Annotated in this window: 17 protein-coding genes; 8 read left to right on the top strand and 9 right to left on the bottom strand. The window is 73.6% G+C overall.

The features are described 5' to 3' along the window. Position 1: 1 nt before the first annotated feature. On the top strand, positions 2-1,834 hold the full coding sequence (locus tag BJ958_RS11320; protein ID WP_179726929.1) for an FHA domain-containing protein: 1,833 nt from the start codon (positions 2-4) through the stop codon (positions 1,832-1,834). Positions 1,835-1,893: 59 nt separating this feature from the next. On the opposite strand, the gene BJ958_RS11315 is transcribed toward BJ958_RS11320, so the two are convergent. Both BJ958_RS11315 and ku read right to left on the bottom strand, forming a co-directional pair. After that, complete coding sequence (locus BJ958_RS11315; protein ID WP_179726928.1) at positions 1,894-3,177, bottom strand: HNH endonuclease signature motif containing protein; 1,284 nt, start codon at positions 3,175-3,177, stop codon at positions 1,894-1,896. Positions 3,178-3,388: 211 nt separating this feature from the next. Continuing rightward, positions 3,389-4,288 (bottom strand): non-homologous end joining protein Ku, encoded by a 900-nt coding sequence (gene ku, locus BJ958_RS11310; RefSeq protein ID WP_179726927.1) that lies wholly within the window; start codon positions 4,286-4,288, stop codon positions 3,389-3,391. A 35-nt stretch (positions 4,289-4,323) separates the two neighbouring features. Between ku and ligD (BJ958_RS11305) the strand changes: the two genes are divergently transcribed. Together ligD (BJ958_RS11305) and ligD (BJ958_RS11300) are read left to right on the top strand one after the other, a co-directional pair. Continuing rightward, complete coding sequence (ligD, locus tag BJ958_RS11305) at positions 4,324-5,253, top strand: non-homologous end-joining DNA ligase (protein WP_343052643.1); 930 nt, start codon at positions 4,324-4,326, stop codon at positions 5,251-5,253. After that, complete coding sequence (gene ligD, locus BJ958_RS11300) at positions 5,253-6,170, top strand: non-homologous end-joining DNA ligase (RefSeq protein WP_179726926.1); 918 nt, start codon at positions 5,253-5,255, stop codon at positions 6,168-6,170. The genes ligD (BJ958_RS11305) and ligD (BJ958_RS11300) overlap by 1 nt, the downstream gene beginning before the upstream one ends. 8 nt (positions 6,171-6,178) lie before the next feature. On the opposite strand, the gene BJ958_RS11295 is transcribed toward ligD (BJ958_RS11300), so the two are convergent. From BJ958_RS11295 to BJ958_RS11280, 4 genes are read right to left on the bottom strand one after another with little or no spacing between them, the layout of a single operon-like run. Further along, a complete protein-coding gene (locus BJ958_RS11295; protein ID WP_179726925.1) occupies positions 6,179-6,550 on the bottom strand; it encodes a hypothetical protein in 372 nt (123 codons plus the stop codon). 28 nt (positions 6,551-6,578) lie between these two features. Next, positions 6,579-7,397 (bottom strand): protein phosphatase 2C domain-containing protein, encoded by an 819-nt coding sequence (locus BJ958_RS11290; protein ID WP_179726924.1) that lies wholly within the window; start codon positions 7,395-7,397, stop codon positions 6,579-6,581. Positions 7,398-7,453: 56 nt separating this feature from the next. Continuing rightward, the gene (locus BJ958_RS11285) at positions 7,454-7,684 is read right to left on the bottom strand and encodes a DUF3107 domain-containing protein (protein WP_179726923.1); all 231 of its coding nucleotides are present in this window, start codon (positions 7,682-7,684) and stop codon (positions 7,454-7,456) included. A gap of 49 nt (positions 7,685-7,733) precedes the next feature. Beyond that, positions 7,734-8,384, bottom strand: coding sequence for a TetR family transcriptional regulator (locus tag BJ958_RS11280; protein ID WP_179726922.1), 651 nt, complete (start codon positions 8,382-8,384; stop codon positions 7,734-7,736). A 164-nt stretch (positions 8,385-8,548) separates the two neighbouring features. Here BJ958_RS11280 and moeZ point away from each other — a divergent pair, with 164 nt between their 5' ends. Both moeZ and BJ958_RS11270 read left to right on the top strand, forming a co-directional pair. Next, positions 8,549-9,757 carry an adenylyltransferase/sulfurtransferase MoeZ gene (gene moeZ, locus BJ958_RS11275; RefSeq protein ID WP_343052642.1) on the top strand — a complete coding sequence of 403 codons (1,209 nt, stop codon included), beginning with the start codon at positions 8,549-8,551 and terminating at the stop codon, positions 9,755-9,757. Between the two features lie 358 nt (positions 9,758-10,115). After that, positions 10,116-10,418 carry an MGMT family protein gene (locus tag BJ958_RS11270; protein ID WP_343052641.1) on the top strand — a complete coding sequence of 101 codons (303 nt, stop codon included), beginning with the start codon at positions 10,116-10,118 and terminating at the stop codon, positions 10,416-10,418. Between the two features lie 16 nt (positions 10,419-10,434). Here BJ958_RS11270 and tpx read toward each other — a convergent pair whose 3' ends face one another. Next, a complete protein-coding gene (gene tpx, locus BJ958_RS11265) occupies positions 10,435-10,926 on the bottom strand; it encodes a thiol peroxidase (RefSeq protein ID WP_179726919.1) in 492 nt (163 codons plus the stop codon). 46 nt (positions 10,927-10,972) lie between these two features. Then, on the bottom strand, positions 10,973-13,438 hold the full coding sequence (locus tag BJ958_RS11260; protein WP_179726918.1) for an SCO7613 C-terminal domain-containing membrane protein: 2,466 nt from the start codon (positions 13,436-13,438) through the stop codon (positions 10,973-10,975). A gap of 512 nt (positions 13,439-13,950) precedes the next feature. Here BJ958_RS11260 and BJ958_RS11255 point away from each other — a divergent pair. The 3 genes from BJ958_RS11255 (at position 13,951) to BJ958_RS11245 (ending at position 20,962) form a co-directional block, all read left to right on the top strand. Then, positions 13,951-14,364 carry a cupin domain-containing protein gene (locus tag BJ958_RS11255; protein WP_179726917.1) on the top strand — a complete coding sequence of 138 codons (414 nt, stop codon included), beginning with the start codon at positions 13,951-13,953 and terminating at the stop codon, positions 14,362-14,364. Positions 14,365-14,432: 68 nt separating this feature from the next. After that, positions 14,433-17,696 (top strand): ATP-dependent helicase, encoded by a 3,264-nt coding sequence (locus tag BJ958_RS29020; protein ID WP_343052640.1) that lies wholly within the window; start codon positions 14,433-14,435, stop codon positions 17,694-17,696. 23 nt (positions 17,697-17,719) lie between these two features. Then, positions 17,720-20,962: an ATP-dependent helicase gene (locus tag BJ958_RS11245; RefSeq protein WP_179726916.1), complete on the top strand. Its 3,243-nt coding sequence runs from the start codon at positions 17,720-17,722 to the stop codon at positions 20,960-20,962. Positions 20,963-20,995: 33 nt separating this feature from the next. Here the strand turns inward: BJ958_RS11245 and BJ958_RS11240 are convergent, their stop codons facing one another. Then, on the bottom strand, positions 20,996-21,499 hold the full coding sequence (locus tag BJ958_RS11240; protein WP_179726915.1) for an OsmC family protein: 504 nt from the start codon (positions 21,497-21,499) through the stop codon (positions 20,996-20,998). Between the last annotated feature and the right edge of the window lie 16 nt (positions 21,500-21,515).

The raw sequence follows: 21,515 nt of genomic DNA, 5'->3' as shown, positions 1-21,515 counted from the left end.
CGTGTCCGCACTCGTCGTCGAGGTCGACGGCCGGGTCCTGCGTCTGGAGGGCAAGCAGGTCTACCGGATCGGGCGCGCCATCGAGGCCGACGTCGTGCTCACCGCCGGCTCGGTCTCCCGCCAGCACGCCGAGCTCCAGGCGAGCGACTACGGCTGGGTGCTCGTCGACAACGGCAGCCAGTTCGGCACGTACGTCGACGACGAGCGGGTCACCGAGTACCCGATCGAGCGGCGGGTCACGGTCCGCTGCGGCCCGCCCGCCCCCGGGGCCACCCTGGCGATCATCCCCGCCGAGGAGTACGACGTCGCCGCGGCCACGCCCGTCGCGCCCGCCGCGCCGCCGGCCACCCCCTCGTCGCCGGCCGCGCCGTCGTACGTCGTCGACGAGGCGACCCGGCCGCCGTTCCCGGTGGCGCCGGCCCCGTCGATGCCCCCGTCGATGCCCCCGTCGATGCCCCCGTCGATGCCGCCGCCGGCCACCCCGCCGATGGGCACGCCGTCACCGTGGGCGCCGCCCGCGGGCGTGCCGGTGCCGTCGGCGCCTGCCCCCGGCGCCCGCCCGGCCGCCGCGCCCGGGCTGCCGCCGGCGATCTCGGGCAACGACGCCACCCAGATCCTCGCCATGCCGCGCCCATCCGGCCCGCCCGGGGCCGGACCCGCGCCACGTACGGGCCCCGACCTGCTCCTGGTCGCGGAGGGCCGCGAGCACCGCTTCCGGCACCCGACCCCGATCACCGTCGGGCGGCGCAGCGACTGCACCGTCGTGATCGGCGACCCGGCCTGCTCGCGGGTGCACGGCCGGATCGACCCGGTCCCGGGCGGCTGGACCTACACCAACCTCTCCAACGAGGGCACCTTCCACGACGGGCGCCGGGTCACCACGACCCGCTTCGACGAACGGCTCGGGCTGCGCCTCGGGCACCCGGTCGCCGGCCCCGAGCTCACCCTCGTGCCGATCCTGTCCGCCGCGGAGGAGGAGCGGCGGATCGCGCGGCGCCGGCTCGGCAGGCGGCTCGCGATCCTCGGCGGCATCGCCGCGGCACTGCTGCTGGTCGCGGGGGCCATCGGGGTGGCGTTCCTGGTGGGCCGCGACGAGCCGGTCAGGAGGGACGGTGGCGGCACCGACGTCCTGGAGGCCGCGAAGGCGGCCACGGTCAAGATCACCGCGGACAGCCACAGCCTGGACGACCCCTCGAGCACCGGCACCTACCACGGCTCCGGCTCGATCATCCGCTCCGACGGCCTGATCCTCACCAACGCCCACGTCGCCGAGCCCGAGGCTCCCGGCCTCGCGGAGAAGTACGGCGACGAGGTGCGCATCGCCAACCCCGACTACCTGCTCATCTCGCTGACCGACGGCATGACCGACACCAACGCGCCCGCCGCCTACCGGGCCCGGGTCGTCGAGGCCGACGGCAACCTCGACGCCGCGGTCGTGCAGATCTACGCGCAGGCCGACGGCAAGCCGCTCGACGGCAAGCTGGACCTCCCGACCGTCCCGATCGGCAGCTCCGGCGACCTGCGGGCCGGCGACAGCGTCAAGGTGCTGGGCTTCCCGGCGGTGGCGGGCGACGGCAAGTCGATCACCGTGACCACGGGCGTCATCTCCACCGTCCTGGACGACCCCGACCTGGGGCCGCGCTCCGAGCTCGACACCGACGCCCGGATCGCTCCCGGCAACTCCGGCGGCATGGCCATCAACGAGGACGGAGAGCTGATCGGCATCCCGACCTCGCTGTTCGCCGACGAGGGCAGCACCGTCACGAGCGGGCGGATCCGGTCGATCGACACCGTGAAGGACCTGATCGAGAAGGCCGAGGCCGAGACCGACTGAACGCGGACGTGCCACCGCCCCCGCAGACGTGGAGTCCTGCGGGGGGTGGGGCGGGGTCGCTACCGGTCGGGTGGGTGCACCGGGTGGGTGCCGCGGTGGTCGACCCGGAACCGGAACCCGCTGGGACTGGTCCACACATAGGTCGCCGGCGCCGGGGTGTCGTAACGCCAGGCTGAGTGGGTCTTGGCGCGGTGGTGCCGCCGGCACAACGGCACCAGGTTGCAGGGGCAGGTCGGGCCACCCTGGCCGTGGGGCTGGTGGTGGTCGATGTCGCACCGGGTCGCGGGACGCGCGCAGTGCGGGAAGCGGCAGGTGTGGTCACGCAACGCGACCCGGGTCTTGTGTCGGTCGGGGATCTCGTAGGAGCCGACGGGGAGATGGTCGGCGAGGTCGATGACCGGCCGCACGATGATCGTGGTGCTCTTCGAACGCAGCCACTCGCGGATCTGGCCGGTGGTGACGGGGCAGCGGCCTTCGTCCCACCGCCCGACCGGGTTCCGGCCAGCAAGGGTGGTGTCGGTGACGTGCACGTTCAGGACCACCTTGCGACCGGGGACGGTCGCCACGACCTCCCCGGTGGCGGGGTCCGGGACCAGCAGGTCGAGGGCGAGGTCCTGCCGGGCGAGCTCGGCAGCGGCTTTCGACCGGCGCACGTCCAACGAGCTCTCGTCACCCAACCGGCCCAGCACGTCCGCGCGACGGGCGACGGCTTGGTCGAGGTCGTGCCCGTCGGCGGCATCCATCAGCCCGTCGAGGTGCACCAGGCCGTGCTCGTCCACGTCACTGAGGTCGAAGTGGCGGTGGTCGGCAGCCTTGGCCCGGTCGGCCTCGGCGCGTTCGGGGTCGTAGCGGAGCACGGCTTCGGTGACGAGGCGTTCGAGCTGGGCCCACCCGATGCCGGAGGCGTTCCACAGCTGCCGGTCCACGAACCCCGCCGCCTCAGCACCAAGACCCCGGGTGAGGTCCGCGATCCGCTCAGCACGCCACGGAGCCAACCGTCCCGCCACGACCGCCTCGTAGACGTTGGGGAGCCGCCACGCGCACTCGATCACCCGCCCGACGTAGGCCTTCCCGCTGTCGGGGGTGCGCCCGAGGACGGTGACGAGCTCCATCAACGCGAACTCGCTGACCAGCGGGGCACCCGCCCCGGCGATCGGCACGCCGGTGTCGAGGTAGCCCTCGGTGATCGTCGCGGCACCCTCGGGTCCGGTGACGATGTGGTCGCCGGCCCACTCGACGATCGCTGCCCATTCCTCGACGAGGAGCTGGTTGCGGGCCTGGATCCCGGCGCTCAACCGTGACAGCACCGGGGCTGTCGAACGGGGCCTGGTTCCGAGATCCATGACTGAATTCTCCCACCCACCCCCGACACAATCCAGCGCCGGAAACCCGCCTGGGGACAGGGGAAACTCGATTCCCGGGGTGTGGAGAAGCGACGTCACCGACCGTCACGAATGTGCCTGCGGGACCGCAGCCCGACCGCGGAACCCGACCACCTCCCCACCTTCTCGTCGCTGCCCTTTCGGAACCCGACCGGCTAAGCAACCGAGGGGCTCAGCTGGCCTTCTTCTTCGCGGCGGTCTTCTTGGCGGGAGCCTTCTTGGCGGTCTTCTTCGCGGCCTTCTTGGCGGGCGCCTTCTTCGCGGGCGCCTTCTTCGCCGCCGGCTTCTCCTCGGTCTCGCCGCGCGACGACTTGGCCGCCTCGACGGAGCGCTGCAGAGCGGCCAGCAGGTCGACCACCTCGCCGCCGGTCTTGGCCGAGGTCTCGGTGCGCTGCACCTCGCCGCCCTCGATCTTCGCCTTGACGACGGCTTGGACCGCGTCGGCGTAGTCGTCCTCGAACTCGTCGGGATCGAAGTCGCCGGACAGGGTCTCGACGAGCATGTGGGCCATCTTGACCTCGGCGTCCTTGACCTCGCCGGTCTCGACGGTGAAGTCCGGCTTGCGGATCTCGTCGGGCCACATCATGGTCTGCAGCACGATCACGTCGTCGCGCACCCGCAGCACGGCGGTGGTCACCCGCTGGCGCAGGGCGACGGTCACGACGGCCATCCGGTCGGCGTCGAGCAGCGCCTGGCGGAGCAGTGCGTACGGCTTGGCGCCGGTGCCCTCGGGCTCGAGGTAGTAGGACTTCTCGAAGAGCATCGGGTCGATCTGGTCGCTCGGCACGAACTTCTCGACCGCGATCTCCCGCGAGGAGGTCATCGGCAGGTTGGCCATGTCGTCCTCGGTGAGGATGACCATCTCGCCGTCCTCGGTCTCATAGCCCTTCGCGATGTCGGAGTACGGCACCTCCTCGCCGTCGATCGAGCACACCCGCTGGTACTTGATCCGGCCACCGTCCTTGGCGTGGACCTGCCGGAACGAGACGTCGTGGCTCTCGGTCGCGCTGTAGAGCTTGACCGGCACGCTGACGAGGCCGAAGGACACGGCCCCCTTCCAGATCGCACGCATGGGACGAGCCTACGCGGTACCGGCATGATGGGCGCGTGCCCGACCTCCGCCCGATGCTCGCCACCGCGGGCACCCACGTGCCGCGGGGCGAGGAGTGGTGCCACGAGGTCAAGTGGGACGGCGTCCGCGCGCTCGCGGCCCTCGACGGCGGCGCGGTCACCCTCACCAGCCGCAACGGCAACCGGATCACCCCGGCCTGGCCGGAGCTGGTCACGCCGCCGGCCGGCGTGCGCGACCTGGTGGTGGACGGGGAGATCATCGCCCTCAACGAGCGCGGGATCCCCGACTTCCGGGTGCTCGCCGAGCGGATGCACGTGCGCAACGCCGCCGCGGTCGCGCGCCTCGCGGCCCGGATCCCCGCGACCTACATGGTCTTCGACCTGCTCCGCCTCGACGGCGAGGACCTCTGTGGCCTCCCCCTCGACGAGCGGCGTCGCCGTCTCGCCGGCCTCGACCTCGCTCGCTCCGGCTGGCAGGTCCCGGTCGAGTACGACGACGGCGCCATGCTCTTCGAGGCCACCCGCGCCCAGGGCCTGGAGGGCATCGTCAGCAAGCGCCGCGACTCGACGTACCGCCCGGGGGAGCGCAGCCACCACTGGCTGAAGTTCCCGCACCGGCACCGCGGGTCGTTCGTGGTGGGCGGCTGGCGCGCGCAGGTCGGCACGAGCGACCGGCTGGCCGCGCTGCTGGTGGGGGAGCCGACCGCCGGCGGGCTCGCCTACCGCGGCCGGGTCGGCAGCGGCATCGGGCCGAAGCAGTCCCGCGCCCTCGCCGCGCTGCTGTCCCCGCTCGCGCGCGCCTCCAGCCCGTTCGCCGACGAGGTGCCGCGGGTCGACGCCGAGGGCACGACGTGGGTGGAGCCGGTCGTGGTCGTCGACGTCGACACGCACGGGCTGGGCTACGAGCGGCTCCGGCAGCCGTCGTACCAGGGCGTGCGCACCGATCTGAGCCCCGAGGACCTGTGATGCCGAAGAAGGCCGAGCACCCCCAGACCGAGGTCCACGTCGACGTCGAGGGCCGCACTCTGCGGCTGACCAACCTGGAGAAGGTGCTCTACCCGAGCACCGGCACCACCAAGGGCGAGGTCCTCGACTACTACGTGAGGATCGCACCCGTCCTGCTGCCGCACCTCGCCGGTCGCCCGGTCACCCGGATCCGCTGGCCGCACGGTGTCGGCGACCTGAGCTTCTTCGAGAAGAACGCACCGCGCGGCACCCCGAGCTGGGTGCGCACCGCCGAGGTGCCCACCACCGGCAGCCGTGGCCCCAGCCGGCACGGCGACACCCTCGTCTTCCCGATCATCGAGGACCTCCCGACGCTGGTCTGGGCGGTCAACCTCGCCGCCCTCGAGCTGCACGTCCACCAGTGGACCGTCGACGAGGACGACGAGCCGGTCGGCGCCGACCGGATCGTCATCGACCTCGACCCCGGCGAGCCGGCCGGTCTGCACGAGTGCTGCCAGGTCGCGCTGCTGGTGCAGGAGGCGCTCGCCGAGCGGGACCTCGACGCCCTCGCGGTGACCAGCGGCAGCAAGGGCCTGCACCTGTACGCACCTCTCGCCGAGCCGCTGCCGTCGGCCGAGACCAGCGAGCTGGCCAAGGAGATCGCCGAGGAGCTCCAGGCCGCCCGTCCCGACCTGGTCACCGCCACCATGACCAAGGCGCGCAGGCGGGGGAAGGTGTTCCTCGACTGGTCCCAGAACGCCGGCTCGAAGACCACGGTGGCGCCGTACTCCCTGCGGGGCACCCCGCGCCCCCAGGTCGCCACCCCCGTCGGGTGGGACGAGGTCGCCGAGGGGGCACAGGACCCGCTCGGGCTCGACCAGTTCACGCCGACCCAGGTGCTGGAGCGCGTCGAGGAGTACGGCGACCTGTTCGCCTGAGCCGACCGCTAGGAGTGGCGGCGCCGCATCGGGTAGACGTCGAACTCGGTGACCGCACCCGCCGGATCGCCACCCGAGCCGACCGCGTGCGCCACCTCGTCGGGGGCCATCGCGTGGTCGGCCTCGTCGAGGGTGGCATCGATGAGCAACTGGAGCTCCGGCGAGGGGTGTTCGACCCGCTGCGCCGTGGTGTCGATCCGCCAGCCGGCCCGGCCGAGCTCGTTGAACAGGCCCATCAGGGTGGTGTTCTTCTCGGCGGCGATGCCCTCGAAGCCGTCGGCTGCCTCGATCAGGTAGACCGGCCGGAGGACGGCGAGCGCGGCAGTGTCGTACAGCGGCACCCACAGGCGCGCGTACTCGAAGGACCGCTTCGCGCTCACGCCTCCAGTGTAGGGCCAGGGACGGACGTCAGGCAGAGCGCAGCGGGCGTACGGCGGCCGGGTCGACCACGTTCGTGAGGTCGATCGCGGCGCCCAGCACCTGGCCGTTGGCCGAGATCGGCGGCGCGTCGACGACGTCGGCGACGATCGCCGTCACGTTGTCGCGGCTGCCGCCGTCGAGCGCGGCGAGCACCAGCCGGTCGACCGCCATGGACCTGCTGTCGAGGCCGAGCCCGAGCGCGATCGCGGCGGGGGAGAGGACGTCGCTCAGGCCGTCGCTGCACAGCAGCAGCCGGTCGCCCGGCCGCAGGTCCAGCATGAGCAGGTCGGGGTCGGGCACGTGCTCGCCGTCGACGGCCTGCAGCACCACGTTGCGGTACGGCGACGCGGCGGCCTGGGCCGGCGTCAGCTGCCCGTCGTCGACCATCGACTGCACCAGGGTCTGGTCGTGCGAGAGCTGGCTCAGCTCGCCGTCGCGCAGCAGGTAGGCCCGCGAGTCGCCGACGTGGGCCAGCGCGGTGTGGACACCGTCGGTCAGCACCGCGGTCAGCGTCGTCGCCATGCCGGTGCGCCGCGGGTCGGCGGCGATCCCGGCAGCGAGCTGGGCGTGCGCCTCGCGGGTGGCCGCCCCGAGCAGCCGCGCCGGTTCGTGACCGGGGTGGGCCAGGGCCCGCGCGCTGACGACGTACGACGTCGTGGCCGAGGCGATCTCGCCGGCCTCGGCGCCACCGACGCCGTCGGCCACGCAGAGCAGGTAGGGGCCGGCGAAGCCGCCGTCCTCGTTGTTGGTGCGCACGCGACCGGTCTCGCTGCGCGCGGCGAAGCGGAACTGGAGCAGGGTGCTCACCTCCCGGGGTCGTGCCTGTTCAACGCCCGGGAGGGGCGCCGGAGTTCCCGGGAGCGTCAGCTCCGGAAGCCCACCTGACCGGCGGTGCTGCGGCCGATCTCGACGTAGGCGAGCTTGGCGGCCGGGACGACGGTGACCTTGCCCTTGGTGTCGGTCAGCGTGATCACGCCGTCGGCAGCGGCGATGGCGTCCGCGACCAGCTTCGCGACGGCCTCGTTGGACTCGTCGGTCTCGATGACCAGCTCACGGGCGGTGTTCTGCACACCGATCTTGACCTCGACGGTCATGTCACACTCCTCGTTCGTGGGGACGCCAGCCTAGCCAGAGGCTGGTCGGTCAGCTCTCGTCGGTCTTGGGGTAGCCCCGGATGCCGCGCCACGCGAGTCCCGCCACCAGGGCGGTCGCCTCGTCGCGGCCCAGGCCGGCCATGGCGCCCTCGTTCTCGGTCAGCCAGAACCGGGCGCTGACCTGGGCCATTCCCACGAGGGAGACGGCGAGCAGCTGGGAGGCTGCGGGCGGCAGGGCGGTGTCCTCGGCGATGACCGTCGCGATCAGGTCGGCGCACTCGGTGGTGACCCGGTCGATGTGGCCGCGGACGGCGGGCTCGTTGGTGAGGTCGGACTCGAACACGAGCCGGAAGGCACCGGTGTCGTGACCGACGTAGGCGTAGAAGGCGTCGATGGTCGCCGCCACCCGCTGCTTGTTGTCGTGGGTCGAGTCGAGCGCCTTGCGGCAGTTGGCGATGATCGAGTCGCAGGCGGCGTCGAGGATCGCGAGGTAGAGCTCGAGCTTGCCGGGGAAGTGCTGGTAGAGCACCGGCTTCGAGACCCCGGCCCGCTCGGCGATGTCGTCCATCGCCGCGGCGTGGTAGCCCTGGGCGACGAAGACCTCGAGGGCAGCGGACAGCAGCTGAGCGCGTCGCTCACGCCGCGGGAGTCGTACGCCGCGCGGCCGCGGCTCGTCCAGGTCGTACTGCTCGGTCACCACGGACACGAGACTACTCGCTGGTAGCCGGGGTCCGGATGGCGGGACGTGGCGCCCGGCCCCTGGACCGGACAGGGACCATGGCAGGGTCGAGGGAACAACCCGGGGCCGCCCGGGCGTTCCGCCCTGGACCCCCAATCCACCTGCAGTACTCGAGGAGCAACACCGTGAGCTTTCCCGCGCTGGTCGAGCCGGCCGCCGAGCTGACCATCGACGAGGTCCGCCGCTACAGCCGTCACCTGATCATCCCCGACGTGGCGATGGACGGTCAGAAGCGCCTCAAGAACGCCAAGGTGCTCGTGATCGGCGCCGGCGGCCTCGGCAGCCCGGCGCTGCTCTACCTGGCCGCGGCCGGCGTCGGCACGCTCGGCATCGCCGAGTTCGACGAGGTCGACGAGTCCAACCTGCAGCGCCAGGTCATCCACGGCATGTCCGACCTCGGCAAGCCGAAGGGCCTGTCCGCCAAGGAGTCGATCCTCGAGATCAACCCGCTCGTCAACGTGGTCCTCCACGAGGAGCGGCTCGACAACGACAACGTCATGGACGTGTTCCGTGGCTACGACCTGATCGTCGACGGCACCGACAACTTCGCCACGCGCTACATGGTCAACGACGCGGCGTACTTCCTCGGCATTCCCTACGTCTGGGGCTCGATCTACCGCTTCGACGGCCAGGCCTCGGTCTTCGCGCCCACCATGGCCGACGACGCCCCGTGCTACCGCTGCCTCTACCCGGAGCCGCCGCCGCCGGGCATGGTCCCCTCCTGCGCCGAGGGCGGCGTGCTGGGCGTGCTGTGCGCGAGCATCGGCTCGATCCAGGTCAATGAGGCCATCAAGCTGCTCATCGGCGCCGGCGACCCGGCCATCGGCAAGCTGGTCATCTACGACGCACTCGAGCTCGAGTGGCGCAAGCTGAAGGTCCGCAAGGACCCCAACTGCGCGCTGTGCGGTGAGAACCCGACCGTCACCGGCCTGATCGACTACGACGCCTTCTGCGGTGCGATCTCCGAGGAGGCCGCCGACGCCGCCGTCGACGCCACCATCTCGGTCACCCAGCTCGCCTCGATGATCAAGGAGAAGGAGGAGGGCAGCCGCGACTTCGTCCTGATCGACGTGCGCGAGCCCGCCGAGGCCGAGATCAACCACATCCCCGGCGCGGTCCTGATCCCCAAGGGCGACTTCCTCAACGGCACCGCCCTCGCCCAGCTGCCGCCGGTCGACTCCGGCAAGCAGGTCGTCCTGCACTGCAAGAGCGGCGTCCGCTCGGCCGAGTGCCTGGCGATCGTCAAGGGTGCCGGGTACGACGACGCCCTCCACGTGGGCGGTGGCGTGGTGGCCTGGGTCAACCAGATCGACCCGAGCCAGCCCAGCTACTGAGCACAGCCCGGCACGTCGAACGGGCCCCGCGATCCTCCTGGATCGCGGGGCCCGTTCTTGTCCCCGGCCCGAGCAGCGCCGGCGCTTGCGAACGATCCGGCGCAGGGACGTAGCCCACACGAAGATCGTGGTGCCACGCAAGGGTCGCGGCGGAAATTCGTCGCCGGCACCCCGCGGTCGAGGTGCGGGCCGTGACCGCGACGCGGTGTCGTCGTTGTTCTTGGCACGCGGCCGTGCTGCCGCGTCGCACCAATCGGAGGGCGCCCGGGCACCCGGGCTGCACCGAGGGAGCATCGGGAGCCCCGTTCGGACCGGACGGGGCTCTCTGCGTGTCCGGCGCCACGGCATGATCGGCGTCGTGGACGAGGGATACGTCGAGCGGGTGCTCGACCTGGTCGAGCAGGTCCCGCCGGGACGGGTGACGACGTACGGCGCCGTGGCGGCCGTCGCCGGAGGAGGACCGCGCCAGGTGGGGTCCGTCATGGCGAGGTACGGCGGCCCGGTGCCGTGGTGGCGGGTCGTGCGTGCCGACGGCACGCTCCCACCGAGCCACGACGACCGGGCCCGCGAGCACTACCTCGCCGAGGGGACGCCGCTGCGCAACAGCAGCGGCGCCCTCGACATGCGCCGGGCCTTCTGGGACCCGGAGACCGGGGACTAGCCCCGGCCGGGGTGGATCAGGCGAGCGCCGCGACGGCGGCGTCGTAGTCGGGCTCGGTCGCGATCTCGGGGACGAGCTGTGAGTGGAGCACCGTGCCGTCGGCGTCGAGCACGACGATCGAGCGGGCGAACAGGCCCTCGAGCTTGCCGTCGGTCATCTTCACGCCGTAGTCCTCGCCGAAGGAGGAGCGGAAGGCGGAGCCGACCTGGACGTTCTCGATGCCCTCGGCGCCGCAGAACCGGTTGAGGGCCGGCGGCAGGTCCTGGGAGACGTTGATGACGGCGGTGTTCTCGAGGCCCGCGGCGAGCTCGTTGAACTTCCGCACGCTCGCGGCGCACACGCCGGTGTCGATGCTCGGGAAGATGTTGAGGACCGTGCGCTGGCCCTCCGGGAGGGTCACGGAGCCGAAGTCCGCGCCGACCAGGGAGACCGACGGGGCGGCGGAGCCGACGGCGGGCAGCTCGCCGACGGTGTTGACGGGGTTGCCCCCGAGTGCAGTGGTAGCCATGCGTCTTGTCTAGCAGGTCGCCACGAGCCCTCCGCCACCCCGTCCATCACCGGAGCCGGCCGAGGAAGCCGACCGCCTGGCGGACGTCGAGGAGCCGACGCTCCCAGGTGATGCCGACGACCGTCAGCAACGCGCCCGCCAGGCCGATCCAGACCCACTTCGGGAACTCCCCGGCGTACGGCCCGAGCTCGCGCAGCACCACCGCGGCACCGACACTCGCGCCCACCACCAGCGGGGCACTCCAGCGCATCGTCGCCCCCGCGACCGTCAGCACCAGGCAGCCGGCACCGAGCGCCAGCGCCCGCAGCGACACCGGGTCTCCGAACACCCACAGCAGCGAGGGGATCGTCGCCAGCAGCAACCCGGGCAGCAGAGCCTCCAGGGTGCCGACGGCGGTCGAGCGCTGCAGCCGCCAGGCGCCCAGGCCGAGCAGGCCGACGGCGAGCGGCAGCGTGTACGCCTCCGGCGCCCTCACCTCGAGGTCGGCCAGCCGGACCCAGCTCGCCAGCAGGAGCAGGGCGGTGCCGACGACCGCGCAGCCGCGGCGGGACTCGTGCAGCAGGGCGGTGGCGCCGAAGAGGCAGCCGGCGACGGTCAGCCACAGCGCGGCGTAGCCGCCCGTGTCCGAGGCGGTCACGAGCGACACGGGGAGGGAGAGGCCCGCCACCGCGACCGCAGGGAGCTCGACCTCGAGGCGGGGAAGTGCCAGCGCGAGCACCCCGACGGCGAGCAGCACCGGCACCGACACCCAGGCGGCGTCGTCGGCGACCACCATCGCGGCGGCCGCCGTCGCGAGACCGAGGGCGGCCGGCGCCCCGACGCCGGCCACGACCCGGGTGGCCGGCTGCCGACCCGCGACCGCGATCCCGGTCAGAGCGGCCGCGAGGGGCGCGAGACTCGCGAGGACCAGGCCGTCGCTCGGCAGCGCGCCCAGTGCGACCCCGGCCGTCACCGCAGAGCCGGCGAGCGCCCACGCGGTCGCCTCGGCGCCGGCGGTCAGCAGGGACAGTGCGAGAACGCCGAGCGCCGTGGCGGTGAGGACGGCGACGGGCGCGGCCAGCGGGACGTCGTACGACGCCACGGTGGTGGCGGCGCCGAGCCCGGTCACCACGCCCGCGACGCGAGCCCAGCCAGGCAGTGAGCGCCGGGCGCGGTCGCGGTCGACCAGCGCGACGCACGCGAGCACGGTCAGCAGCGAGGGCACCAGCAGCAGCGGCTCGGTGGCGGCGTCGGGCGAGGTCAGCCGGACGCCGAACGACCGGTCGAAGACGTCGCTCACCCGGCTCCAGCGGTCCAGCGCGGTGCCGGCGGTCTCGGCCGCCAGGGCCAGCAGCACCAGGCACCCGGCCCCGGCAGGAGCGAAGGCGATGACGCGGACGGGCCGGGGGAGCACGCCGAGCGCGAGGACCCAGGCGGCCGTCGTACCGAGGGCGACGAGGCCGACCGTGCGGGCGTCGGTGTCGACGCACGGCAGCGTGAGCACGACGGTGACGAGCATCGCGGCGCCGCTGGCGCCGGCGAGGAGCAGGTCGTGGTGCCGCGCGACGGCGCCGGGGACGAGGAGGACGGCGGCGCTGGCGAGCAGCGACCAGCCCGAGCCGTCGGCCCACAGCTGGTGGAGGTCCGGGGTCAGGACGGACTCGACGAACCCGGCGCCGGCGGTGCCCAGCCAGGTGAGGGCGGACCCGCCGGCGCCGCTCCAGAGCAGGACCGGGGCGTCGACGCGCCGGGCCAGCAGCACGACGGCGACGCCCACCGCGGTGACGACGTGACCAGCGACGAGCCAGTGGTCCGTGGCGCCGACCGCGCCGGCGTACCCGACCACGATGCCGATGCCGGCGATCACCTGCGGTGCGACCAGGCGCGGCCGGCCGGCGACGCGGACCAGGCCGAGCGCAACGCCCGCGAGTGCGACCACGCCGCCCGTGGCGCAGGCGATCGCAGCGGCTCCGGCGTCGCCGAACCAGCCGGCGGTGCCGGCACCGACGACGTCGAGGGCGAGCATCCCGAGCGCCACCACGACCAGGGACTCCCCGGCGATCCGCAGCCCGGCACGGTGCAGCAGCAGGGCGGAGGCGCCGGCCGCGAGCGTCAGGCCGGCGAGCACGGCGGTCCGTCCGCCGACGCCGAGCGTCGACCACGACACCGCCAGGAAGATCACCGCCGCGACGAGCAGGCAGAACGCCCCGAGCCCGAGCAGGATCTTCGGGACCGAGGCGAACGAGACGCCCGCGGGGCTGGGCGGCGCCGGCGGGGGAGCCGGGTACGTCGGCAGCCCGGCCGCCGGCGCGCTCCCGGCCGGCACCGGTGCGGCCGGCGAGCTCGGCACGGCGTGGACGGCGTCGCTCGCCGTGCGGAGCCGGGCGAGGAGCCCGTCGGCCCGCTGGAGGGCGCCGAACAGCTCGACGGCCAGCGGGTGGCGGACCAGCAGGTGGCAGGTCGGGCACACGGGGGCGCCCGCGGGAAGACCGGAGCGGCAGTCGGGGCACAGGAGCGGGTCGGCGTAGCGCATGGCTCCATTGCGCCATCCCGCGTACTCGTCCGGCAGCAGGCAGCCACTCAGTCCCGTCTGAGTGCCGGTACTCAGCGGCCCGGTTTGTCCACAGGCCTGCCCACCATCTGGGGACGACGAGCGGTCGTCCTGTGGACAGCAACCGGGCGACCTGTGGACGACACGCCGCGCACCGGTGGATGACGAGAAACCCTCGAAAAACCTGGGCAGAACCCCTTGTGGCGCGGCGATGGACGGGCGTAGAACTTCTCCCACGCACTCCTCCGGGAGAGCGGGATCAGCCGGAAGGCATCGATCCAGCCGGCCAGGCCGAGACCTTCGGGTCGGAGCGAGGCGGCCCCTCACGGGGACGCCGGCCGCGCGAGCCGGGTGACGAGGTTCGCGGGATCGCAGCAGCCGGGTGGTCGACCGGGAGCGTCACCAGTACCGGTCACCCGAAGGGCCCTTGTGACTCATACTCACGAGGGCCCTTCACCTTTTTGGCCGGGGTGCGCTCCCGGCAGACTGGGCGCATGGCCGACCGTCCACCTCTCGCCGTCCAGCTCGACCTGCAGCCACACCCCGAGGGCGGGTGGTACCGGCAGACCTGGGCCTCGCCCGTGAGCGTGACCCTGTCGGACGGCCGGGTGCGGCCGACGGCCACGCTGATCTACTTCCTGCTCCCGGCGGGCGAGTCGTCGGCGTGGCACCGGGTCTCCTCCGACGAGATGTGGCTGGCCCACGAGGGCACGGTCACCGTCGAGCTCGGCGGCGACGGCGCCGTGCCGGACGAGGCGGGCGCGACGTCGGTGGTGGTCGGGCCGGGGAGCGGACAGGGGCTGGTCCCGGCCGGGGTGTGGCAACGCACCGTCGTGTCGGGCGCGGACGCCCTGGTCAGCTGCCTGGTCTCGCCGGGCTTCGACTTCGCGGACTTCGAGCTCGCCTGACCGTGCTCCCGCACGTCCCCTTCCGGCCGGCCGGGCTTGTGTCGGGCGGTGGTGGTTGAGTGACGCCCGTGGACTCCTCGACCGCTCCGACCCGCTACCGATTCGCCCCGGCTCCGCCGGTCGCAGCGGTGCCGCAGCTCGACGAGCACCAGCGCCAGGTCGTCGACCACCCCGGTGGTCCGCTGCTGGTGCTGGCCGGCCCCGGCACGGGGAAGACGACGACGCTGGTCGAGGCGATCGTCGACCGGATCGAGCGACGGGGCGCACGGCCCGACCAGGTGCTCGCGCTGACCTTCTCCCGCAAGGCCGCCGACCAGCTCCGCGACCGGGTGAGCGCGCGTCTGGGCCGCACGACCGGCACCCAGCTGAGCTCGACGTTCCACTCCTTCGCCTACGCCCTCGTCCGCCGCTACGCACCGGCCGGCCTCTACGAGGCGCCCCTGCGGCTGCTGTCCGCGCCCGAGCAGGACGTCGTCCTGCGCGAGCTCCTGGCCGACCACCCCGAGTCGGTGCGCTGGCCCGACCGGTTCCGCCAGGCCATGGCCACCCGCGGGTTCGCCCGCGAGGTGCACGCCGTGCTCGGCCGCGCCCGCGAGAAGGGGCTCGACGGGGACGCGCTGCGCCGGCTGGGCGAGGCCGAGGGCATCGACGAGTACGTCGCCGCCGGCCTGTTCCTCGAGCAGTACCTCGACTCCCTCGACTCCCTCGGCGCCACCGACTACGCCGACCTCATCCGGCGCGCGCGGATCGAGGCGGAGTACCACCGCGCCGAGCTGCGCGAGGAGTTCCGCCACGTGTTCGTCGACGAGTACCAGGACACCGACCCCGGCCAGGTCGCGCTGCTGCAGGCGCTCGCGGGCGACGGACGCGACCTCGTCGCGGTCGGGGACCCGCACCAGTCGATCTACGGGTTCCGCGGTGCCGAGGTGCGCGGCATCCTCGAGTTCCCCACCCAGTTCCCCCGCGCCGACGGCTCGCCCGCCGACGTGGTCGCGCTGCGCACGGTGCGCCGCTTCGGTCCCGGCATCCTCGCGCCCGCCCAGCGGGTCGCCGGCCGGATCGGACTCCGCGGGACCATCCCCGCCGAGGCGCGCGAGCGGTTCCTCGCGCCGCAGGCCGAGGCCACGTCCCACGGACCGGGGCGGGTGCAGGTCCGCACGTTCGACACCGAGCGGGCCGAGGCCGAGCACCTCGCCGACCTGCTGCGCCGCGCCCACCTCGAGGACGGCGTCGCCTGGGACGAGATGGCCGTGCTGGTGCGCTCGGGCAGGGCGAGCATCGCGCCGCTGCGGCGCGCGCTCGGTGCTGCCGGCGTGCCGGTCGAGGTCGCGCGCGACGAGGTGCCGCTCGTCCGCGACCCGGCGGTGCTGCCGCTGCTCGACGCGCTGCGCGCCGTGGTCAACCTCGACAACGACGACCCCGAGCACGTCGAGCACGTGGACGCATCGCGAGCGGAGGCGTTGCTGACCGGTCCGCTCGGCGGTCTCGACGCCGGTGACGTGCGCCGGCTCGCACGCCTGCTCCGCAACCGGGAGAAGGACCTGTGCCAGGAGACCGGCGGGACCCCGCGCGGGTCGCGCGAGCTGGTCCGGCTCGCGGTGCTCGATGCGTCCTACCTCGCCTCGATCGACGCTCCTGAGGCGGAGCGGGCGCGGGGGCTGGCCGGCCTGCTGGCCCGGGCCCGGGCCGACCTCGAGGCCGGCGCGAGCGCCGAGGAGCTGCTCTGGACGCTGTGGTCCGGCACCACCTGGCCCCAGCGGCTGCGGCGCTCGGTCGAGACGGGTGGCGGCGCGGCCCGGCGAGCGCACCGCGACCTCGACTCGATCTGCGCGCTCTTCGACGTCGCGGTCCGGGCCGGTGAGCGGCGCGAGCACCTCGCGGTCGCCCCGTTCCTGGAGAGCCTCGTGCAGCAGGAGATCCCGGCCGACACGCTCGCCGACCGCGGCGCGCGTGGCGCCGCGGTCCGGCTGCTGACCGCCCACCGGAGCAAGGGGCTGGAGTGGCGCCTGGTCGTGGTCGCCCACGTCCAGGCAGAGGGCTGGCCCGACCTGCGTCGCCGCTCGACCCTGCTCCAGGCCGACCGGATCGGACCGTCGACCTCGGGCGGGCTGGTCGGGTCGGTCGTTCCGCCGCTCACCGTCCGCGAGCTGCTGATGGAGGAGCGTCGCCTGTTCTACGTCGCGTGCACGCGCGCCCGCGAGCGGCTCGTGGTGACCGCCGTCCAGTCGGCCGAGGACGAGGGCGACCAACCCTCGCGCTTCCTCGACGAGCTCGGCTCGACCGTGGTCCACGTCGTCGGTCGGCCACCGCGGCCCCTGTCGCTCGACGGGTTGGTGGCCGAGCTGCGCCGTACCCTCGCCGACCCCGACGCGGACCCGGCGCTGCGCGACGCCGCGGCACGGAGGCTGGCGCGGCTCAGTCGCGAGCGGGTCGGTCGGCGTGCCGCCGTCCCGGCGGCGGACCCGGCCAACTGGTGGGGCACCCGCGCGGTCAGCCGCTCGGCCCAGCCGATCCGTGACGACGACCGGCCGGTGCCGGTGTCGGCGAGCATGCTCGACTCGCTGGCCGTCTGCCCGACCCAGTGGTTCCTGACCCGTGAGGCGGGCGGTGTGGGCCGCGCCCACCAGTCGGCCAACCTCGGCGAGCTGGTGCACGCCCTGGCCGAGCGGGTGGCCTCCGGCGACGCGCCTCCCGAACCCGCCGCCCTGATGGCCCACGTCGACGAGGTGTGGGACCGCCTCGACTTCCGCACGCCGTGGTCCAAGCAGCGCGAGCACGACCGCGTGCGCGCGGCGCTGGAGCGTTTCGTCGACTGGCACGAGGCCAACCCGCGCACCCTGGTCGGACGGGAGGAGCGGTTCTCGACGGTGGTCGAGGTCGACGGCGAGCTGGTCCAGGTCACCGGGTACGCCGACCGCGTCGAGCTCGACGCCGACGGCCGGGTGGTCGTGGTGGACCTGAAGACCGGTCGCAACAAGCCCAGCGGCACCTCGGTCAGGAGCCACGTCCAGCTGGCGCTGTACCAGTACGCCGTCGACCACGGCGCGCTCGACCCGCAGCTGGGGGAGCCGGGCGGCGCCCCGCACCAGGCGGGCGGAGCCGAGCTCGTGCAGCTCGGCCTGACCGACGGCGGACCGGACGCCACGGTCCAGCGGCAACCGGTCCACGCCGAGGACGGGCCCGAGCGCGACGAGCTGCGGGCGCGCCTGAGCCACGCGGCTCACCTGATCCGCGAGGAGCAGTTCCCGGCGGTGGCCGGCCAGCAGTGCCGGACCTGCACGTTCGTGTCGTTGTGCCCGGCCAAGAGCGCAGGAGCGGTGGTGTCCCAGTGATCAGCCCCACGACACCGATCCCGATGACCATCGACTCGCCCGAGGCGCTGCAGCGGGCCATGAAGGCGAAGTTCCCGCCGAGCGAGGAGCAGTGGGCCGCGATCAGCGCCCCGTTGCGCCCGGCGGTCGTGATCGCCGGCGCCGGCTCGGGCAAGACGACGCTGATGGCGGCGCGAGTGGTCTACCTCGTGCTGACGGGCCAGGTCCGGCCCGAGGAGGTCCTCGGACTGACCTTCACGACCAAGGCCGCCGCCGAGCTCCGGCAGCGCATCCGCACGGCACTGCGTGACGCCGGTGCGCTGGACCTCGGTGGCGAAGCCGGGCGCGGGCCTGGTGAGGACGACGTCGACGAGGTCCTCGAGCCGACCGTGGCGACCTACAACGCCTATGCCTCGGGGCTGTTGACCGACCACGGCCTGCGCATCGGGCACGAGCCCGACACCCGCGTGATCACCGACGCGGCTCGCTACCAGCTCGGCGCCCGGGTGGTCGATCGCTACACGGGCGAGGTCGAGCACCTGACGGACCATCCCGAGACCGCCATCCAGAACCTGCTCGCCCTCGACTCGGCGATGAGCGAGCACCTCGTCGGTCCCGACGACGTGCGTGCCCACGACGCCGCTGCCCGTCGCGGGTTCGAGCGCGCCCGCGGCGAGGAGCTCGCCGGCAAGGCCCGCAAGACCTACGTCGATGCGATCGACAAGGCGTTGTCGGCGATCGACCGGCGCGAGGAGCTGCTGGGACTCGTGGCGTCGTACCGCAAGCTCAAGCGAGACCTCGGGCTGATGGACTTCTCCGACCAGATCGAGCTCGGCGCCCGGCTGGCTGCCGAGCGTCCCGAGGTGGGTGAGGTCGAGCGCGGGCGATTCAAGGTGGTGCTCCTCGACGAGTACCAGGACACCTCGGTCGCCCAGGCGATCATGCTGTCGCGGCTCTTCTCCGGTCCGGGTCCCGGCCGGGGACTCGGCCACGCGGTGACGGCGGTGGGCGACCCCAACCAGGCGATCTACGGCTGGCGCGGGGCGTCGGTGGCCAACATCCTCAACTTCGCCGACACCTTCCCCGCCGCCGACGGGACCGCCACCACCTACGCGCTCACCGTCAACCGGCGTTCCGACCGCCGCATCCTCGACGTCGCGAGCCACCTCGCCGAACCGCTGTACGACGCCCTGGAGGCGCGTGGAGCCGGCGTGGCCCGGCTCCGGGCGCCCGAGGGGGCGGTGGACGGCACGGTCGAGGCCCACACCTTCGAGACCCAGCGCGACGAGCTGGCCTGGCTGGCCGGGGCGGTGCGCGGTGCTCACGGCGGCGAGGCCGGCGACTGGGCGCAGATCGGTGTGCTGACGAGGGACAACGCGCACGCGGAGCTGGTCTTCGACGCGCTGACCGCGGCCGGCGTCCCGGTCGAGATCGTCGGTCTCTCGGGCCTGCTGCGGCTCCCGGAGATCGCCGAGATCGTCGCCGTGCTCAGGCTCCTGCACGACGTGACCGACAACGCCGCCCTGCTGACCCTGCTGGCCGGACCTCGGTGGGCGATCGGCCCCCGGGACCTGCGGCTGCTCGGCCAGCGCGCCGGGGAGCTGGCCGGGCGCCGTGGTCGTTCCGGCGAGCAGGTGTCTGTCGCCGAGCAGCTCGTCGCGATCGCCGACGGCATCGACCCGGCGGAGATCCCGTGCCTCGACGACGCGCTGGCCGACCCGGGGGAGGGCCCCTACTCGGACGAGGCCGTGGCGCGCTTCGGCCTGCTGCGCGACGAGCTGCGGCTGCTGCGCTCCGCGGTCGGCGAGCCCCTCCTCGACCTGGTGCGCCGGATCATCGACGTGACGGGCGCGGACGTCGAGCTCGCCTCGGCCGTGAGCCCGGCCGCCGCGGCGCGTCGCGACAACCTCGACCTGTTCGTCAAGGCGGTGGCCGACTTCCAGGCCGTCGACGGCGACGTCACCCTGCCTGCGCTGCTGGCGTACCTCACCGCCGAGGACGACCAGGGCAACGGCCTCGACATCGCGACGCCGACCGAGGCCGACTCGGTGAAGCTGCTGACCGTCCACCGCTCGAAGGGCCTCGAGTGGAGCACGGTCTTCTGCGTCGGCGTGTGCGAGTCCCGGTTCCCCTCGGCCCAGGGACGGACGCTGTGGGTGTCCTCGCCGGCAGTGCTGCCGGCACCCCTGCGCGGCGACGCCGCCGACCTTCCCCAGCTGGAGGGTCATGACAAGACCGCCCTCGACGACTACCGCCAGCGGTCGAAGGCGCACGAGGCCGACGAGGAGCTGCGGCTCGGCTACGTCGCGTTCACGCGTGCCGCCCACCGGCTGGCGGTGACGTCCTACCAGTGGGGCCCACGGAAGACCCCCTACGGACCGTCGTCCTACCAGGAGTCGGTCCGTGAGGTGCTCACCTCCTGGGGACTGGCTCCCGAGCCCTGGCTGGTGCGTCCGGGGAAGGGTGCGGCGAACCCCTACGACGCCGAGGACCCCTCGCGACCGTGGCCGGTCGACGGCGTGGGAGAGGAGGCGCGGCTGCGGCTGGAGGCCGCGACGCGTGTGGCGCAGGCAGACCCCGATGCTCCCGATCCCGACCTCGACGTGCTGACCGCGGCCCGGGTGGCCGAGTGGGACGCCGAGATCGACCAGCTGCTCAGGGAGGCGCGACTCGCGGCGGGAGCGGGCAGCGCCGTCGAGGTGCCGCTGCCGTCCTCGTTGTCGGCGACCGCGCTCGGCCGGCTGCGCGACGACCCCGAGGGCTTCGCCCGTGACCTGGCTCGGCCGATGCCACGGCCACCGGCACCGGCGGCGCGGTTCGGTACCCGATTCCACGCCTGGGTCGAGGCCCGGTTCGGTCAGCAGGGGTTGTTCGACCCCGACGAGCTGGCCGGGCGGGCAGACGCCGGGATCGACGACGAGGCAGACCTCAAGGAGCTCATCGTCCGGTTCGAGGAGGGCCCGTTCGGCAGCCGGGAGCCGCACGCGGTCGAGGCCCCGTTCGCGCTGGTGCTCGGAGCAGGGGAGGGCCGGCGACAGGTCGTGCGGGGGCGCATCGACGCCGTCTACGTCGAGCCCGACGGCTCCTACCTCGTCGTCGACTGGAAGACCAGCTCCCGTCAGGACGCCGATGCGCTCCAGCTCGCGCTCTACCGGTTGGCCTGGGCCGAGCTCGAGGGGGTCGACCCGGAGCGGGTGCGGGCAGGCTTCTTCTACGTGCGGACCGGTGAGCTCGTGGTGCACGACGAGCTCCCGGGCAGGGAAGAGGTGGAGGCACTCCTGCGGTGAGGCCGCGACAGCGGCGGCATGGCCGGGACCGGGTCAGGCGCGCACGACCCGGATCTCGGGAGGCTGGGCCAAGGTGCGGCCGACGACGCAGTAGCGCTCGGTCGCGGTCGCGAGGCGGCCCAGGGTGGCGTCGTCCGCGTCGGTGTCGAGGGCGAGCGTGAGCACGATGTCCTGGACCCCCACGGGGGCCCCACGGTCGATGCCGAGGGTGCCGCGGGCGTCCCACCAGGCGTCGGCACGCAGCTGCGCGGAGCGGACCTCGACGCCCATGGCGGTGGCGACCGCGCGCAGGGTGACCCCGGCGCACGCCAGCACCGCCTGCAGCAGGAGGTCGGCCGAGCAGGCGTCGCTCCCGTCGCCTCCGGTGGCCGGGTGCAGACCGGCGCGGATCGGTCCGGCCCAGCCGTCGATGGTGGCCGTGACGTCCGGGGCGCCGTAGTCGCCGGTGGCAGCGGTGGCGGTGCGGGCCGTGGCGGGATCGGAGCGGTAGCGCTCCTTCAACGGTGCCTGCGCGGCGCGCAGGGTGCTGGCGTCCATGGCTCAGGTTAGCCGC

The organism is Nocardioides kongjuensis, assembly GCF_013409625.1.
Lineage (GTDB): Bacteria > Actinomycetota > Actinomycetes > Propionibacteriales > Nocardioidaceae > Nocardioides > Nocardioides kongjuensis.
The sequence above is the reverse complement of the archived record's forward strand: the minus strand, read 5'-3'. Positions and strand labels throughout refer to the sequence as shown.

What these genes read in the sequence shown, in the direction of transcription:
- ku (WP_179726927.1), bottom strand. Translation starts at nt 4,288, where the DNA reads ATGCGTGCGATCTGGAAGGGGGCCGTGTCCTTCGGCCTCGTCAGCGTG.
- BJ958_RS11285 (WP_179726923.1), bottom strand. Translation starts at nt 7,684, where the DNA reads ATGACCGTCGAGGTCAAGATCGGTGTGCAGAACACCGCCCGTGAGCTG.
- BJ958_RS11260 (WP_179726918.1), bottom strand. Translation starts at nt 13,438, where the DNA reads ATGCGCTACGCCGACCCGCTCCTGTGCCCCGACTGCCGCTCCGGTCTT.
- BJ958_RS11240 (WP_179726915.1), bottom strand. Translation starts at nt 21,499, where the DNA reads ATGGACGCCAGCACCCTGCGCGCCGCGCAGGCACCGTTGAAGGAGCGC.
- BJ958_RS11315 (WP_179726928.1), bottom strand. Translation starts at nt 3,177, where the DNA reads ATGGATCTCGGAACCAGGCCCCGTTCGACAGCCCCGGTGCTGTCACGG.
- BJ958_RS11255 (WP_179726917.1), top strand. Translation starts at nt 13,951, where the DNA reads ATGGCCGACCGTCCACCTCTCGCCGTCCAGCTCGACCTGCAGCCACAC.
- BJ958_RS11245 (WP_179726916.1), top strand. Translation starts at nt 17,720, where the DNA reads ATGACCATCGACTCGCCCGAGGCGCTGCAGCGGGCCATGAAGGCGAAG.
- ligD (WP_179726926.1), top strand. Translation starts at nt 5,253, where the DNA reads ATGCCGAAGAAGGCCGAGCACCCCCAGACCGAGGTCCACGTCGACGTC.
- tpx (WP_179726919.1), bottom strand. Translation starts at nt 10,926, where the DNA reads ATGGCTACCACTGCACTCGGGGGCAACCCCGTCAACACCGTCGGCGAG.